Below are 15,606 nucleotides of genomic sequence, written 5' to 3'. Positions count from 1 at the left end.
TTCCATTGTATTGGAAATAGTGAAATTTTTCAGTGTATTTCTTTTTTGCAACCTGATCTTCAGTGTAGCAACCAGCTTTTTTTTCAATTTATTTGCTTTAGATAAGCTAAGTATAGGAGGGCTTTACGGTGCTTTTTATATTTTCTTTATGTTAAGTCCCACTACGTTTGGATACTATTGCATCCATTACTTGGTTCACTATTTAAAGCCTGAATGGGACAGAAAGCCCAAATATGCTTTGATATATATGACATTAGCCTTAGGATATACCTATGTGTTTGGATTTGTATTTCCGATCATTGGCCTGATTTCATCCAGTAAAAATGTGATTTATCAATTTCTAGGAATTGCTATTGCAAGCGGGGTAACTTTTTGGGTTCTTAAGGACCAAGTCGAGAAGTAAATCATTGAATATGGATCAACTTTTTTTAAAAGAAATTCAATTTTAAGGCTAATTGACTTTGCTAAAATCTAGAAATGAAATCCTACAAATCTCAAATTATAAAAGTCAAAAATGTTCTTATACTATCAGCGATGCTGATTCTAATTAATTTTATTGAATGCTATGGTCAAGAACATGAGGAGTTATTAATTAAAACTTGCAGTTTGATTGACTCAAGCAAATATAAAATTTATAGACAATCCTTCCCTATTTCAACTGAAATTGAAAATGGAGAAGCGCTGGAATCTATCTTTTTCCCTTTGATATTAAATGGAAATTTGGAGTCAAAAAATTTGTCTGATTTTATCGGCAGCCCTATTGATTACATCAATCTTACTAATCAAATACTTAATCAAAAATCCTATCGATTGCCTAATGAATGTGGATTAAATGTTGTCCGAAAATTCCCATCAGATTCAAAAAGGTTTTACACTATTATGGTTTCAAATCCGATAATTTTAAGTGGAAGAAAAAGAACCTTAGGATTTATTTTGATAAGATCAAACAGTAACAATGCCCTTCTTGCCCCTCTAAAAGGAATTCTTTATGAATGGAATGGGAGCATTTGGAAGGAAATTATTCGAAAAGAATTAGAATTTCATGATTAAAAATGGAGCAAAAAAGCCGCTTGGATTAAATCCAGGCGGCTTTTTCTTTAGTTTGCTAATTTCCTTTACATCTTCGGAAGCACCACTGTATCTACCGAGTGGATCACTCCATTGGACTGCCAAACATCGGCAATAGTCACTTTAGACTGTCCCCCGTTTTCGTCGGTGATGTACAGGTCTTTCCCCTTCATCCATGCGGTAAGCTTTCCGCCTTGCACCGTAGTCAAAGTGGCTTTACCGTTTCCTTTCTTGATCGCATCGGCGATTTCTTTGGAACCCATTTTCCCAGATACCACATGGTAGGTCAATACCGCAGTCAATTGGCCTTTGTTCTCAGGCTTCAAAAGGGTTTCCACTGTTCCTTTTGGAAGTTTTCCGAAAGCTGCATTATCCGGAGCAAAAACGGTGAAAGGACCTTTTCCCTGAAGTGTCTCTACCAATCCAGCTGCCTTTACTGCTGCTACCAAGGTGGTATGATCGGCAGAGTTCACCGCGTTTTCCACAATGTTTTTGGAAGGATACATGGGAGCACCACCGACTTCTACAGTTCTTTCCATTTGAGCAAAAGCCAGACTAGCTGACAAAAAGGCGAAGGCTACAAGAGCGACTTTAAATAAATTTTTCATGATTTTTGGAGTTTTTGGTTTTGTTGTTTGACTCACTTACGAGGTGGTCTTTGAGTTTGGATTGAGCTGGATTGAAAAAATCTGATTTTTTTAAAAAGGGAGTTCTCCCCGGAGTTTTGCTCAAAAAAGAGCAAAACCCTTAGCTTTGTGACTTGATCTAAAATCAACCTATGAGTCAGGAAAGAATTGAGGCGATCAAAGCCGCCATTGCCGCTGCTGATGCAAATACTCCGGATGAACTGGAGGCCTACCGTATGGAATACATTTCCAAAAAAAGTGTGGTGGGTGAGCTTTTTGCCGCAATGGGACAAATCCCCAATGAAGAAAAGCGTGCCTACGGTCAATTGATCAATGGGGTCAAGCAACTGGCTGAGGCCAAATTTCAGGAACTGATCGAAAAGGTAAATTCTTCCAAGAAAAAGGGAAAGTCTGCTGATCTGGATTTGACTTTACCCCCTTCTAATCATGCTTTGGGAGGAATTCATCCCCTAACCGCCACTCGCCAGCGAATCATTGAAATCTTCGAACGAATTGGTTTCAACTTGTCCGAAGGACCGGAAATCGAAGACGACTGGCATAACTTTACGGCATTGAATTTTCCTGAAAACCATCCGGCCCGGGAAATGCAGGATACCTTTTTCATCGAAAAGAATCCTGATATCGCTCTGAGGACGCATACTTCCTCTGTTCAGGTGCGCGTGATGGAAAATCAAAAACCTCCGATCCGTACCTTATCTCCGGGACGTGTGTATAGAAATGAAGCGATTTCGGCTCGGGCGCATTGCATCTTCCATCAGGTGGAAGGTTTGTATGTAGATAAAAATGTCGGCTTTGCTGACTTAAAAAATACCCTATATCACTTTGCCAAGGAGATGTTTGGCAAGGAAACCAAAGTACGATTCAGACCTTCTTTCTTCCCTTTTACAGAGCCAAGCGCTGAGATTGATATCTCTTGCTTAATCTGTGGAGGAAAAGGCTGCAACGTGTGTAAAGGAAGTGGTTGGGTGGAAATCGGAGGATCAGGAATGGTGGACCCGAATGTGTTGGAAAACTGCGGAATTGATTCCAAAGAATATACAGGATTTGCCTTCGGGATGGGTATCGAACGAATTGCGATGCTGAAATATCAGATCAAGGATTTGCGACTCTTCACGGAGAATGATGTGAGGTTCCTGAGGCAGTTTAGGCCCATGTTATAGAAAAACTCAAAAAGCCAGTCGAAAGATTGGCTTTTTTTATTGCTCACAGATTAAAAGGATAAATACAGATTTTTACTTTTTCATCTGTGGGAATCTGGGTCATCTGTGAGAACTATTCATCAGGTTGTTTTTTTCTCTCACAGATACCACGGATGACCACAGATCAATTCTTTTTATCTGTGGGATTCTGAGACATCTGTAAGAACTATTCATCAGGTTGATTTTTTATTCTCTCACAGATAGCACGGATGACCACAGATCTTTAATTTTTCTATCTGTGGAAATCTGAGACATCTGTAAGAAAAACTCAAAAGCCTGCCTGAAAAGACTCCAATCCCCCCACTTCCAATTCAACCAAAAACACATCTCCGCTCTGGGGATACTTTTCCAGATCTTCCGAAGAAAGATTCTCTTGGGCGGTAGTGATCAGCATCACATTCAGGTTTTCTCCCCCAAAGCAACAGGAAGTAACATGCGGAACAGGAAGGTCAATTTTTTGAAGCAATTCCCCGGACTTTGGATTCCAGCGATAAACACCTGAACCTCCATAATGCGCAACCCAAAGCATGCCTTCCCTGTCCGTGCACATTCCATCAGGAAAGCCTAAGCCCTCGGGAATCTCCACCGCAATTCTCCGGAATTCAATGGCTCCTGTTTCGAGATCAAAGGCAAACTCCTGAATCTTCTTGGTAGGCGTATCTATAAGGTAAAAAGTCTTTTTGTATTCGGCCCAGGCCATCCCGTTGGAAATGGTCAAGTACGAAAGCATTTTTTGAGGAATCAAATCTCTATCAATTCGGTAAAGAGAACCCGCCCTCTCAGCAAAATCTAAGGCCAAAGTTCCTATCCAAATTCTCCCTTTTGCATCTACCTTCCCGTCATTGAATCGATGATTTGGAAAATCAGACTCTATCTCGACCAACCATTCCAACTCCTGGGTATCCCAATCATATCTAGCAAGTTTGCGATCAAGTCCCAGAATCAACTTTCCGTTTTGTCCCTCCAAAACCACCGCCAGACGATGTGGAAAATGCCGGATTTCCAACTGTTCAGAAGCTAAATGGAAACGATGCAAATTGCCTTTTTCGATATCTACCCAGAAAAAACAGCCGAGCTTGGCAATCCACAGCGGACCTTCGCCCAAAAAACATCGACTAGGGATAGATTTCATGAGGGTGCTTTTCACGTTGCTTGGATTGAAATATTGGAAAATTGAAAGATTTGAAAACTAATAGAATACTTATGATTCCAGCTTAAAACAAGATCAACTTGAAGAAAAGAGGTCGTAAATCGTAAATCTGAATTCGTAAATCATCCATGCCAATACTGCCCAATCTTCTTTTTCAAAAACGCAACACTTCGCTCTAACTGATCCATGCCATCCACCCCGTCCTCGATGCTGATCCAGTTATCAAAACCGACTCGCTTGAGTTCGGTGAAAATGGCATCATAGTCATTCATCCCTTTGCCGATTTCTCCGTGGCTGAGCATTTTTGCATACCCTTGAGCCCCTCCTTCCACTTTTCTCAAATCTTCGATCGTTCCATATTTTAAGAATCTGTCGCTGGCATGCATAGTCAGTACTTTTTCGGACACATCATATAGCAAATCCAAAGGATCCTCACCAGCCAAAAAGGCATTACTTGGATCGTAATTTACTCCAAAGTTGGGATGCTGAATGGACTTGACCAATTGGGTGAAAATGGCCCGTTTTTGAGCAAACTCAGGATATTCCCAGAAATCGTCTTTGTAATGATTCTCGATGATCAGGGTGATTCCTAAGCTTTTGGCATATGGAAGGCATTCCTCAATGCATTCCTTGGCCAATTGAATCCCTTCCTCCACAGAAAGCTCGGGGCGATACTGACCGGAAAGAACTCGACAATATTTTCCTCCTAGTTCATCGGTCATTTCAATCCAACGCTTTTGCTTTTGGATTTCATTTTCCCGAAAAGCTTTGTCTCGGTGGGTAAAATCAGGTGAGCAACACATCATTGGGATGACCATCCCTTCGTCCTCCACCATTCGACGAAACTTGGGCCAGTTTTTTTCTTCCTTCATTTCCAAAAAACCTGCATACCATTCCAAACCATCCAGTTTCAAAGGTGCTGCAAGCTTCACCCAATCGGCGATTTTCATGCTTCCATCCTTGCAGAGTTGCTGCATAAAGGCTTTGGGAAATGCGGCTAATTTGGGCATGTGGCTTAGTGGATAGTGGAACTGTCTTTTGGGAGATTTCTACCAGTCATAGGATGCTGTTCCAGGGTCATCACCTGTCCCGAAACAGGCCCACTTTCGTCAGAAAGCCAAAAAATACAGGCTGCGGCAATCTCTTCCGGCCAGAGAATTCTCCCTGAGGGTGCGAAAATTTTTGGAAGTCCCTCGTACCAGGTATCCGAAAGCCCATGGAGTTTTTTCCGTTCCCGTTCTCTTTCAGTTAAAACCCAGCCGGGATTGATCTGATTGACTCGGACCCCATACTCTCTCATCAATGAATCTCCTAGATTTCCTGTAAGTGTCATCAAGGCCCCTTTGGAAACAGAATAAGCCAGCAGATTGGGTTCCCCGCTCCAAGCATTGATCGAGCCGATATTGAGGACACATCCCTTGGATTTGATCAATTCGGGCAAGGCCTTCTGGATCAATAGAAAAGGAGAAATGGCATTGATATCCATTACTTTTTGGAAAAACTCCTTGTCCGTGGTATGAATGTCAGAGGCGATTACCCAAGCGGCATTGTTGACCACCGCATCCAGTTTTCCAAAAGTCTTTAGGGCTAGTTTGACCAAGTTTTCGGCACAGGTATCCGTAGTGATATCCTCATTCCAAAAAACCCCATTTTCAGTTCCGACTTCTTCCAAGACTTCCAGGCCAAGCTCCTCTTCCAAGCCATGCAAGACTACCTTAGCCCTTTCCTCAACACATCTTTTTGCGATGGCTTTTCCAATGCCTGTTGTACTTCCGGTGACGATAATGACTTTGTCTTTGAGTCGCATAAGTTTTTGTGTTTAGAAATCAAGAGGTTTTCGATCGTCTCTTGAAGGAAGTACTAAGAAATGATGCCAAAAACATCAAAGAAACAGCCTGAGAGGCATAATTAGCCCAAGCTACTTTCCTATGGCTTTTAAATGCCAATTCTCCCTCTTGCGAGATTGGTTGAAATTCGGAATAATTTATCTCCACTGGGATTGGCTTCCAAGTATCACCATCCAATTCCAAATCAGGCCGAAATTCGAGTAACTTCTGATTGATCTCTTTGAAAATCAAAAGACTATTGGGGTAAATACCCTCCATTTCAAATGTGAGTCTACCTTCTTTTCCATTTATTTTTTCTTCCCAAAAAATAAAAAGCCCATTATCTCCATTCCTGGCGAAATACAACTTTCCAATTTCATCATCACTTTTGAAAACAAGCTCATTAGGCGATGAGGCTAAAAATGTTGGACTTGTCCCTATCAATTTTAAAACTGAAAATCCGCAAAAAATCACTAAAGTGGCAATCCTAGATAGAGCCCTCCATCTCTCCCACTTCGAAGAATGGATTACCGATACAATTAATCCAAAGTCGAGAAGGATTAGGAGCAAGGATAAATTTAGAGGTAGTTGATAAAGCATACCTTTCTGATTAAACAGGTTTTAATACTGACTTGACTACTTGACCAGAATGCATTTTTTCAAAAGCCTCGTGCCATTCTGTAATCGGCCACACGCCTCCAATAATGGGTTTCACATTCAAAGCCCCACTGGCAAGCAAGGCAATCACACGCTCCCAAATCGGCCAGTTGTGGCTAAAACTACCTTGCAAGCGAACATTTTTCTGCACGATAGGATCAAGAGAAAAATTCAAAGGTTGTGGACCCCAGCCTACTTTGGTGATTTGCCCGTTTGGTCGGACTAGTTTCATCGCAATTTTTAGCGTAAGGCTATGTCCTGCGGCATCTACTACCACATCAGCACCCAATCCATCTCTTTTCTTTGCCCAAGCCTCGGCAGCATCTTCTCCAAGGAGCGCATCACAACCATATGCTTTCTTTGCAATTTCCAATCGACCCCGATCTGCTTCCAAACCTAAAATAGCCACTTCCGCGCCGCAAAGTCTCGCCACAGCTGCGCAAAGAATTCCGATAGTTCCTGGTCCAATTACCACAACTCGATCTCCAGGCTTGATATGAGAATTGCCGACCAAGGCATTGAAGGCCACGCAACAAGGCTCAGTCAAGCAGGCTTCTTCAAAGGATAAATTTTCAGGAACAGTATGGAGGCATCGGGAAGGCACCCGGACAAATCTGGTCATAGCGCCATTGACTCCATAGCCAAATCCCTTTCGGGTAGGGTCCAGATTATATAAGCCAACCTTACTCATTGGATTGAGGGAGTCGATCACTGCAGCAGTCTCAGACACTACCCGATCACCCTCTTTCCAACCAGATACCCGAGACCCCAACTTGGCGATTTTCCCACCAAATTCATGGCCTAATACGACTGGATAATTCACCTGCCAACTGTGATCTGAAGTCCATTGATGAAGATCAGAGCCACAAACACCGACATTTTCTACCTCCAATAGAATGTCATCTTCACCGATTTCAGGCACTGGAATTTCTCGTATTTCGACTGAATATTTTTGTTCTGCGTAGTTGACAACTGCAGGAATTTTTGAACTGGACATGGTTTAGGATTTAGTGGGGAAAACAGGAGTTTGGGCATGGATGGCGGCACATATCATTCGAAGCGAAGACTCCAAATCTCCATCTGCAGTTTTGAATGAATCCGCATCAATAGTGAGAGGAGCACCCAATACAACCAAAGGGGCGCCATACTGTGGACATTGGATCGCCTGCTCCAAGGAAAGTCCGCCCACAGCCTGCACAGGTATATTTACTGCAGCGACTACTTCCCGGAGTTGATCCAGTGGACTGGGCATTCGATGACCCGTTGCTGCAATACCTCTCCTTTCATCGTACCCGATATGGTGGATGACATAGTCACAACCCAAATCCTCCAAAAATTTTGCACCCTCCACCATATCTGGACAGACCATATTGTCACCCATCACCTCTACTCCAAAATCCTTTCCTGCTTTTACCACACATTTGATGGTCTCAGCATGAGCTCTTGCCATCACCACCACATGGGTAGCTCCAGCTTTCGCCATCATTTCAGCTTCGAGGTATCCCCCATCCATGGTTTTAAGATCCGCAACAATAGGTATTCCGGGAAAAGCCTCTCTGAGCTTTCTGACTCCGTGTAGCCCTTCCGCTAAAATCAAAGGGGTTCCGGCTTCCAGCCAATCCACTCCGGCTCTGAGAGCCATTGCAGCTGTCTCAAGAGCCTCGTCAATATTGGTGAGATCCAGGGAAATCTGGACAATAGGTTTCATGATGCTTGGGTTTTGTTAATTCAAAAAAGGATAAGATTAAATATAAAAGTTTTTACCCCTGAATTCATCCTTACTTTAGACAGGATTTAGGTTTTTCATCCCTAGCAATCGATTTATCCCCAAAAAAAGATAAATTCCCTAACCCAAATTAGCCCTTCATGTCTGATAAACGCAGAACCACGCTCAAAGACATTGCTCGAGCCCTCAACCTATCTCCTTCTACAGTTTCGAGAGCACTCAACAGCTATCCTTCCCTATCCGATGAGACAATCCGGCAGGTCAAGGAATATGCAGAAAAGCATAATTACATCCCGAATACCCTTGCGGTCAATTTTAGAAAAAACCGAACTTCTATTCTGGGGATGATAGTCCCTGAAATTGTTCACCACTTCTTTTCAACTACCATCAGTGGAGCAATTGAAACGGCAAAAAAACAGGGATATCATGTGTTGGTGGCTCAATCTGGGGATACTTTAGAAGGGGAAATTTTTGCCTGCCGAACCATGCTTGGTTTGGGTGTGGATGGCTTACTGATTTCTATTTCAAATGAAACTGTAGAGGGAGACCATATCTCAGATTTTTTGGATGAAGGAAAACCCGTGGTTCAGTTTGATAAAATCACGGATCATCTCAAAACTCCCAAAGTCGTGGTGGATGATTTTGACGGGGCTTACAATGCGGTTAAACACCTGATCCGGCAAGGCTACAGAAAAATCGCTCACCTAAGCGGTAGGATGGACGTGAAAAATGCCCATCAACGATTCCTTGGGTACAAAAAAGCCTTAGAAGATCATGGCCTTGAATTCAAAGATGAATTGGTAAAAAATTGCATTGACATCTCTGAGAAAGAAGGATTTAACTTTACTAAGGAACTCATGAATTCCCTAAATCCACCCGATGCGATTTTTTGCATTACAGATTTGGTAGCCTTGGGCAGCATGAAATTTCTTCAATCCTCAGGATATGAAATTCCAGCACAGGTAGGTCTGATGGGATTTAGCAATTGGATGCTTTCCGATTATACCACGCCAAGTTTGAGCTCAGTGGACCAGCACGGAGACTTGATGGGATCCAAAGCCACGGATATTCTCATTGATTTAATTAAAAATCAAGAACTGGGTAAGGATACCACCGTAGAACTCAAAACTGAGTTAGTGTATCGGGATTCTTCTTTGAAACCTTAACTGGTTTATTCAGCCACCAAAATCATGAATTGGTAAGGTTCAAAAACCAAATGCTCATGATCTGGTCCTATGGCAAAGGTTTTTCCCGACCAAAGATCTTTTAGATTTTCCGATCCCTCTCCCTGTTCCTTGAAAGCATACCAAGTCAGGTAAGCGGTTTTATCCGAAAAGTTGAAAAGGCAATAAACTCGCTCATTTCCAATCCGACGGACAAATCCTGCCACGTGAATAGTATGAGGACTCATCCAGGAGATGTTTGATAAATCCTGAAAAACCGGATTATTCTTCCTGATGGTCAATAGCGATTGAGTTCCTTTAAAAATCTCACATTCTACCGAACCCTCAACATCCTTACGCTTTACCTTATCCCAATTAATCACCGGACGATGCATCCAGCGGTTGTCATAGCTTTTCCCAGGATCATTTTGGTAGCTGTAATCATTGGTATAGCCCACTTCATCTCCATAATACAGCATAGGCAAACCTCCAAGAAAAATGGAATGGGCCTGCATCAGAAGAATTTTCTGAATGCTCTGCTTAATTCCAAATTCATTTCCTTCGATTTGGGCCTTTTCCAAGCCACAAAGAGAAGCCAAAGTCCCACTAATTCGTGCATCTCCTGTTTTAGGATTTGAAGAAAAGAGGGCGCCTCGGGCTGGACTCATCCATTGCTCGCCGGAGAAGGAATAATACTCCTTCAAAAACTTTCGGTGCTGAAAGGGATCTTTTCCTGCCAACTGAATCATGTAATCGTCATAACCCAAACCAATATCATCATGGCATCGGGTATAGGTGATCCAGGAGGTCCCGTATGGTTTCTTTAAAATCTCATGCTGTGCATTCAGCATCACCTGAGTTTCTCCACTGGCCAACATATCCCATTGGAGAGCCATCTGGGTAGCATTGTAGGCGAAATCACATTCCTGGGCGATAAACTCACCCGTTCCGAAATAATTGATGATCTCTTTTGGAGCTACAATAGCCTCTCCCAAGAGTGCCATCCCAGGGGTGGAGACCTGAACACATTGCTTGATCAACTGAAGAAGGGTATGCGCTTCGGGAAGATTTTGGCAGGAAGTACCAGTTTGCTTCCAAATAAATGCGGGCGCATCAATTCTTAACAGATCAACTCCAAGATTTCCATAAAAGAGAATGTTGTCCAGCATTTCACGGAAAACCACCGGATTTCGGTAATTCAAATCCCATTGGTATCTATGAAAAACCGTCATGACCCATTTTCCCATCTCCTCATTCCAAGTGAAATTTCCAGGAGCGCTTTCTGGGAAAATTTCCGGCATGGCTTCCTCAAATTCATTGGGAATCCATCGGTTGTCGTAGGTATAGAAGAAATTCTGATAATAAGGATCTCCTGTCTTTGCCTTTCTGGCCCATTCATGGTGGTGGGAAGTGTGATTTAGGACAATATCCAACATCAAATACATCCCTTTGGAATGCATTTTCTTTCTTAAGGCAATCAAATCCTCTAAAAAACCAAATCTGGAATCCACCTTTCGGAAATCAGAAACAGCATAGCCCCCATCACTTTCTCCTTCCGGACTTTCAAACAAAGGCATGAGGTGAAGAAAATTCACCCCTAATTCCTCAAAATGGGAAAGCTTGCCAGGCATATTTTTTAGGTTCCCCGCAAAGCGATCCACATAGAGACTCATCGCAGCCAATTCATTGCTAAGGAACCAAATTCCTTTGTTGGCTTTTTCTTCATCCCTTTTTCTAAGGCTCTTTTCTCGACTTAGGTATCCAAAAATCAAGAGTTCCAATAGCCTCAAAAACTCAGATTCACCATCCGGATGAGCGGCATAAATCTCCCCAAACAAGCGATGGATGATCGGTAAATGCTTATGGAATCGTTCCGAAAAACCTTTATCGGCCTTTTGGGGGTCGATGCCTGATTTTTCGAAAAGGGTGTTGATATGGTCCTTTAAAAAAGAATCCGAATTCATTCTAATAGTTACTTATAGGTTTGAGATCAATGTCCTGAGGATACTACCACGGTTTCAGGGTCGATCTTTTTATTTTCTTTAATCAATAGGGTGGCTGCTGCAGCAATCAATAGGAGTACTCCTGCGAAAGTTATCGCATTGCCTGCGTCGTTATCGAGGAAGGTTTTGGAAATAAAGCCAAAACTCAGGGTTTGGAAGATCATCGGAATGACAATCATCATATTGATAATTCCCATGTAAACACCATAGCGTTCTTTTGGAATTTCGTTCACCACCAAGAGATAAGGAACGCCCATCATACTTGCCCAAGCAATCCCAAATCCAGTCATTGGAGCAAACAGCATGTACTTATTTTCTATCATCGGGAAAGCCAAAAGCCCCAAGCCAGCCATAACCAGACAAAGAAAATGCACCGTCCTCGGTCCAAATTTTTTCGCAAACCCAACCAGAAAAAAAGCAGACATAAACGTCACGATATTGTACCAACCATTGACCAGACCAGTCCAGCCGACCGCCTCTTCATACTTACTCGGATCGCTGGCTGGTGTGGCATCCCAAACTGAAAGAGCTATACTTTTGGCGGCATTTTGCCAGTAGCAAAACAGGGCATACCACTGAAATAAATAAACCAGGGCTAGCTTCCACATCACATTTGGCATGTGCATGATGGCTTCTATGATTTCCAGATTTTGGGCAAAAATGACTTTCGCTGTAGGATTATTTTCCGCCCAGCTTATGGTCTTTCGAATAATTCTCCGATCAAAAATCGAAGGAATCAACAAGAGGAAAAACACCAAATAAGCTATAAGAGTGGTCAGAATAGATAGGAAAAACTGAATTGCCGGATGAGGTAAACCCTTATTTCTTTCATTCAAGGCAACAAGTTCTTCGGGCGATGGTGGATATTCCGGAGTTTTGGAAATACTCCACATTACAGAAGTAATCGAGCAAACTGTACCCAGGAAAAAGGAAGCGTAAACCCACATAGGCAAGGAACCCACCATTCCTTTGAAGAAGATTTGAAATACGAAAAGGGAAATGTTAGCGAGCGTAATTCCCAATCCTGTGAAAAAGCTTTGTGTCAAAAACCCTTGACCATACTGCTCTTCCGGTAAGGAGTCTGCAATCAGGGCCCGGTAAGGCTCCATTGCGGTATTATTTGCTGCATCCAAAACCCAAAGAAGGCCAGCCGCCATCCAAAGTGAGCTACTGAATGGGTAGAAAAAAAGACAAATGCTACAAAGCAAGGCACCGATAAAGAAGAAAGGTTTCCTTCTTCCAAATCTTGGGCTCCAGGTACTATCACTCAAAGCTCCTATAATCGGCTGAATCAACAAGCCGGTCATGGGTCCTGCCAGGTTCAAAATCGGAATTTCGTCTGGAGCAGCTCCCAGCATGTCATAGATGGGATTGACTGCACTTTGCTGAAGTCCGAAGCTATATTGAATCCCAAAAAAGCCAACATTCATGTTGATAATTTGGGAAAAGGATAATTTGGGTTTTTGCATCAGGGTTAATTTGGGGTGAGGCGAAAAGCGCCTTTACTCCTAAAAATTACAAACAATTGTCAGTTAAAAAATATAGGAAAAGGCCTCATTAGGGTTGTTTGCCCCAAAAACCCCAAGGAAAACGATTGATTTCTTAGAAAAAAAGTTCAAAAAAAATCCCCGAAAAAAACTCATCGGGGATAATATTTAGGATTTTGGGAAAGTTTATTGAAGTCGGGCTTGAATTTCCTGAATCAAGCCATCGTATTTTTTGAGAATCCTGGCCCAGTCGGTGAATTTTTCATCATCCTTAACTGTCACCTGATTTTTCCCATCCAAATAAGCCTCTTGACTGATCAACTTAACAGCATAAGCTATTTGGTCAGTATTTCCTCCAGTAGAGACAATAACTCGAGTTCGGATGATACTGGATTGGAAGTTTTGAACTTGCCAAGAAGTTGTCAAATATCCTGTGTTATAATCCACGGTTTCCAAAATATCAAAATACCCTGTAATTATTGAGCTTAGGATTTTCCAGGCCTCTTCAGGCGCAATTCCAGCCTTTACAGGAACGGTGATTCTCACGTTTGCCAAATCAGAAGAAACAGAAGAAGTATAGGCCTCATCTACTTGCAATTCCAAGAAGTCAGTTAAAGGAGGCTCCTGCATATTTGCCTGATTACAATAATTCTTGATATAACGAATGAATCCATCCTTACTTACTCGGATTTCCACACAAGAATTTTTTGGAACTTTTAAATCATAGCTTCCATTTCCAACTCTTTTTCCTGCAATCTCAATGGAAGCATCATTAGGAGCAGTAGTGACTTTTACCAAACGATCCTCCAAAACAGATTTGTCTCTAACTGGAGGTTCTGGATCACCTTCTTTATTGCAATAGACTTTTTCAAAAGAAACAAATCCCTCTTTCGTTACCGTGGTAGTTACACAATCCCCAAATGGAATTTTTATATCCTGATTTCCCCGTCCGAGTGTAACTCCGTTGGTGCTAACAGTAGCATCTGCTGGCTGAACTTCCAATCGAACTTGTCGGTCTCGCAAGGTAAAATGATCCTTGAAAGGAGGTGTTTCCTTATCCGGTTGGTTATAATAAACCTTGGAAACAGTAGCAAATCCAGGTTTTTTCACCTCCACGGTAAGGAATCTATCCTTAGCGATGTAGAGAAAAATTGCTTTGGTTCCAATCAATCTACCATCTACAAAGATTTCTGCATCAAAAGGTTCCGCAGTAATATCTACTTGACGGGTATCAATAGTGATTCGCTGCTCCTTATCCCATTTGAGGTCTTTGTTATATTCTTTAATTACCGCTTGGTAACCTGGCTTAACAATTTTAACCCGGTTTTTGGAGTCTTTTTCTAGCTTTAATTCGACAGAGCCCGTACCTAATTCCTGTTTTTCGGAATCATCGTAATCATTCAGCAAAATGAATTTTGCATCACTGTGATTCGCTGTTAATTGGATTTTTTGGGAGAAACTGGAAAATGAGCTAAAAAGAAATAAAGCAACAACTAGTAAATTTTTGAATTTCATATAATCAGGTGGGTGGTATACTCCTTGCAAATAATTCAATTAGACTTATTTATCCAAATTGAATTCGGGGATTTTGGAATCAAACCAAATATTAGCTCCATGCATTTCTCAGGAATCTCAGCCAATTTTTATGCATGACTTTTTCAATATCCTCTTCAGAATAGCCTCTATCCTGAAGCAAAGCTGGGATTTTTTTGAGGTCAGCAATAGTTTCTAGGTCTGAAGGGCATTGCTCAGTCCCAAATGCTCCATCCAAATCCGAACCGATACCGATATGGTTTGCATTTCCAGCAATTTGACAAATATGATCCAAATGATCCAGGACGGTCGAAATAGTCACATTTCTTTCTTTTGGAGTAGACTTTCCTCTCACCCAACCCGGGCTTAACATCCAAGCATCGAAGGCTCCACCAATCACAGCTCCACGATCAATTAGCGCTTTGATCATTTCATCTGAAAATTGCCTATTGTGGTCGACTAAGGCGCGGCAGTTATTATGACTTGCCCAAACCGGACCTTGGTAAATCTCCAAGGCATCCCAAAAAGCCAAGTCGCATAAATGAGTAGCATCCAAGATGATCCCGAGCTCGTCCATTTTCTTTACCAGTTCCTTTCCTTGAATAGATAAAGGAGCTGATGAATCCGTCCCAAATGCATAACGACCCGGACCGTAATGGGCTGGTCCAAGAGCTCGAAGTCCGCTTTCATAAGCTTTTTCTAAATAATCTAGATTCACGATAGAGTCGGCACCTTCCAAGGAAAGAATGAAACCAATGGGCTTTTGGGAATTATCAGTTTCATTTTTCCATAAAGCCACATGGGATTCCAATTCGGCTAAGTTTCTGATTTGGGTCATTTCTCCCTGCGCAACCATGGCCTGATACCAAGCCAATTGACCCTGGGTTTGAGCCCAGGCTTGTTCGGGCGAGTTCCAGCCTGGAAGTGGATTATCCTGTGCGACATATCTTGCGATCTGTGTAGCCACTACCAAGCCAACTTCACCTTTTCTCAATTCAGGAAGGGAGACTGTGGCATTCCCTCTGTCTGGCTTATCAGTCAGGCCTTTTTCTCTGGAATTGATTTCTGAAACTGGCTTTTTCAAATCCCGATTCCATTCCAGAGCATTCATGCTCAAATCCAAATGTGCGTCAATTGTAAACATGGC

At 42.2% G+C, this 15,606-nt stretch carries 15 protein-coding genes; 4 read left to right on the top strand and 11 right to left on the bottom strand.

Going from position 1 to position 15,606, the window contains the following annotated elements; all coding sequences use genetic code 11:
• The first annotated feature begins 148 nt into the window (after nucleotides 1-148).
• Entirely contained in the window at nucleotides 149-403 is a 255-nt protein-coding gene (locus DFQ04_RS09765; RefSeq protein ID WP_133555270.1) for a hypothetical protein, read from the top strand.
• A gap of 74 nt (nucleotides 404-477) precedes the next feature.
• The gene (locus DFQ04_RS09760; RefSeq protein ID WP_133555268.1) at nucleotides 478-1,050 is read left to right on the top strand and encodes a hypothetical protein; all 573 of its coding nucleotides are present in this window, start codon (nucleotides 478-480) and stop codon (nucleotides 1,048-1,050) included.
• A gap of 65 nt (nucleotides 1,051-1,115) precedes the next feature.
• Here DFQ04_RS09760 and DFQ04_RS09755 read toward each other — a convergent pair whose 3' ends face one another.
• Complete coding sequence (locus tag DFQ04_RS09755) at nucleotides 1,116-1,676, bottom strand: fasciclin domain-containing protein (RefSeq protein ID WP_133555266.1); 561 nt, start codon at nucleotides 1,674-1,676, stop codon at nucleotides 1,116-1,118.
• A gap of 170 nt (nucleotides 1,677-1,846) precedes the next feature.
• Between DFQ04_RS09755 and pheS the strand changes: the two genes are divergently transcribed.
• Nucleotides 1,847-2,875: a phenylalanine--tRNA ligase subunit alpha gene (gene pheS, locus DFQ04_RS09750; protein ID WP_133555264.1), complete on the top strand. Its 1,029-nt coding sequence runs from the start codon at nucleotides 1,847-1,849 to the stop codon at nucleotides 2,873-2,875.
• Nucleotides 2,876-3,182: 307 nt separating this feature from the next.
• Here the strand turns inward: pheS and DFQ04_RS09745 are convergent, their stop codons facing one another.
• The 6 genes from DFQ04_RS09745 to DFQ04_RS09720 form a co-directional block, all read right to left on the bottom strand.
• The gene (locus tag DFQ04_RS09745) at nucleotides 3,183-4,046 is read right to left on the bottom strand and encodes an SMP-30/gluconolactonase/LRE family protein (protein WP_166637298.1); all 864 of its coding nucleotides are present in this window, start codon (nucleotides 4,044-4,046) and stop codon (nucleotides 3,183-3,185) included.
• Nucleotides 4,047-4,186: 140 nt separating this feature from the next.
• A complete protein-coding gene (locus DFQ04_RS09740; RefSeq protein WP_133555260.1) occupies nucleotides 4,187-5,074 on the bottom strand; it encodes a sugar phosphate isomerase/epimerase family protein in 888 nt (295 codons plus the stop codon).
• Between the two features lie 5 nt (nucleotides 5,075-5,079).
• Nucleotides 5,080-5,871 carry an SDR family NAD(P)-dependent oxidoreductase gene (locus DFQ04_RS09735; RefSeq protein WP_133555258.1) on the bottom strand — a complete coding sequence of 264 codons (792 nt, stop codon included), beginning with the start codon at nucleotides 5,869-5,871 and terminating at the stop codon, nucleotides 5,080-5,082.
• A 19-nt stretch (nucleotides 5,872-5,890) separates the two neighbouring features.
• Nucleotides 5,891-6,490: a hypothetical protein gene (locus DFQ04_RS09730; protein ID WP_133555256.1), complete on the bottom strand. Its 600-nt coding sequence runs from the start codon at nucleotides 6,488-6,490 to the stop codon at nucleotides 5,891-5,893.
• Nucleotides 6,491-6,500: 10 nt separating this feature from the next.
• The gene (locus DFQ04_RS09725; protein ID WP_133555254.1) at nucleotides 6,501-7,544 is read right to left on the bottom strand and encodes a zinc-binding dehydrogenase; all 1,044 of its coding nucleotides are present in this window, start codon (nucleotides 7,542-7,544) and stop codon (nucleotides 6,501-6,503) included.
• A gap of 3 nt (nucleotides 7,545-7,547) precedes the next feature.
• On the bottom strand, nucleotides 7,548-8,255 hold the full coding sequence (locus DFQ04_RS09720) for an orotidine 5'-phosphate decarboxylase / HUMPS family protein (protein ID WP_133555252.1): 708 nt from the start codon (nucleotides 8,253-8,255) through the stop codon (nucleotides 7,548-7,550).
• 158 nt (nucleotides 8,256-8,413) lie between these two features.
• Here DFQ04_RS09720 and DFQ04_RS09715 point away from each other — a divergent pair, with 158 nt between their 5' ends.
• Nucleotides 8,414-9,439, top strand: coding sequence for a LacI family DNA-binding transcriptional regulator (locus tag DFQ04_RS09715; protein ID WP_133555250.1), 1,026 nt, complete (start codon nucleotides 8,414-8,416; stop codon nucleotides 9,437-9,439).
• Between the two features lie 5 nt (nucleotides 9,440-9,444).
• On the opposite strand, the gene DFQ04_RS09710 is transcribed toward DFQ04_RS09715, so the two are convergent.
• The 4 genes from DFQ04_RS09710 to DFQ04_RS09695 all read right to left on the bottom strand — a co-directional run bounded on the left by DFQ04_RS09710 (nucleotide 9,445) and on the right by DFQ04_RS09695 (nucleotide 15,603).
• Nucleotides 9,445-11,400 carry an alpha-amylase family glycosyl hydrolase gene (locus DFQ04_RS09710; protein WP_133555248.1) on the bottom strand — a complete coding sequence of 652 codons (1,956 nt, stop codon included), beginning with the start codon at nucleotides 11,398-11,400 and terminating at the stop codon, nucleotides 9,445-9,447.
• A gap of 26 nt (nucleotides 11,401-11,426) precedes the next feature.
• Nucleotides 11,427-12,908, bottom strand: a complete 1,482-nt coding sequence (locus tag DFQ04_RS09705; protein WP_133555246.1) for an MFS transporter — start codon at nucleotides 12,906-12,908, stop codon at nucleotides 11,427-11,429.
• A 204-nt stretch (nucleotides 12,909-13,112) separates the two neighbouring features.
• Nucleotides 13,113-14,441 carry a hypothetical protein gene (locus DFQ04_RS09700; RefSeq protein WP_133555244.1) on the bottom strand — a complete coding sequence of 443 codons (1,329 nt, stop codon included), beginning with the start codon at nucleotides 14,439-14,441 and terminating at the stop codon, nucleotides 13,113-13,115.
• Nucleotides 14,442-14,532: 91 nt separating this feature from the next.
• On the bottom strand, nucleotides 14,533-15,603 hold the full coding sequence (locus DFQ04_RS09695; RefSeq protein WP_133555242.1) for a dipeptidase: 1,071 nt from the start codon (nucleotides 15,601-15,603) through the stop codon (nucleotides 14,533-14,535).
• Nucleotides 15,604-15,606 lie beyond the last annotated feature (3 nt).

This window comes from Algoriphagus boseongensis (assembly GCF_004362805.1).
GTDB classification, from domain to species: domain Bacteria; phylum Bacteroidota; class Bacteroidia; order Cytophagales; family Cyclobacteriaceae; genus Algoriphagus; species Algoriphagus boseongensis.
Note: the sequence above shows the minus strand (reverse complement) of the source record. Positions and strands in the feature narration are given on the sequence as shown.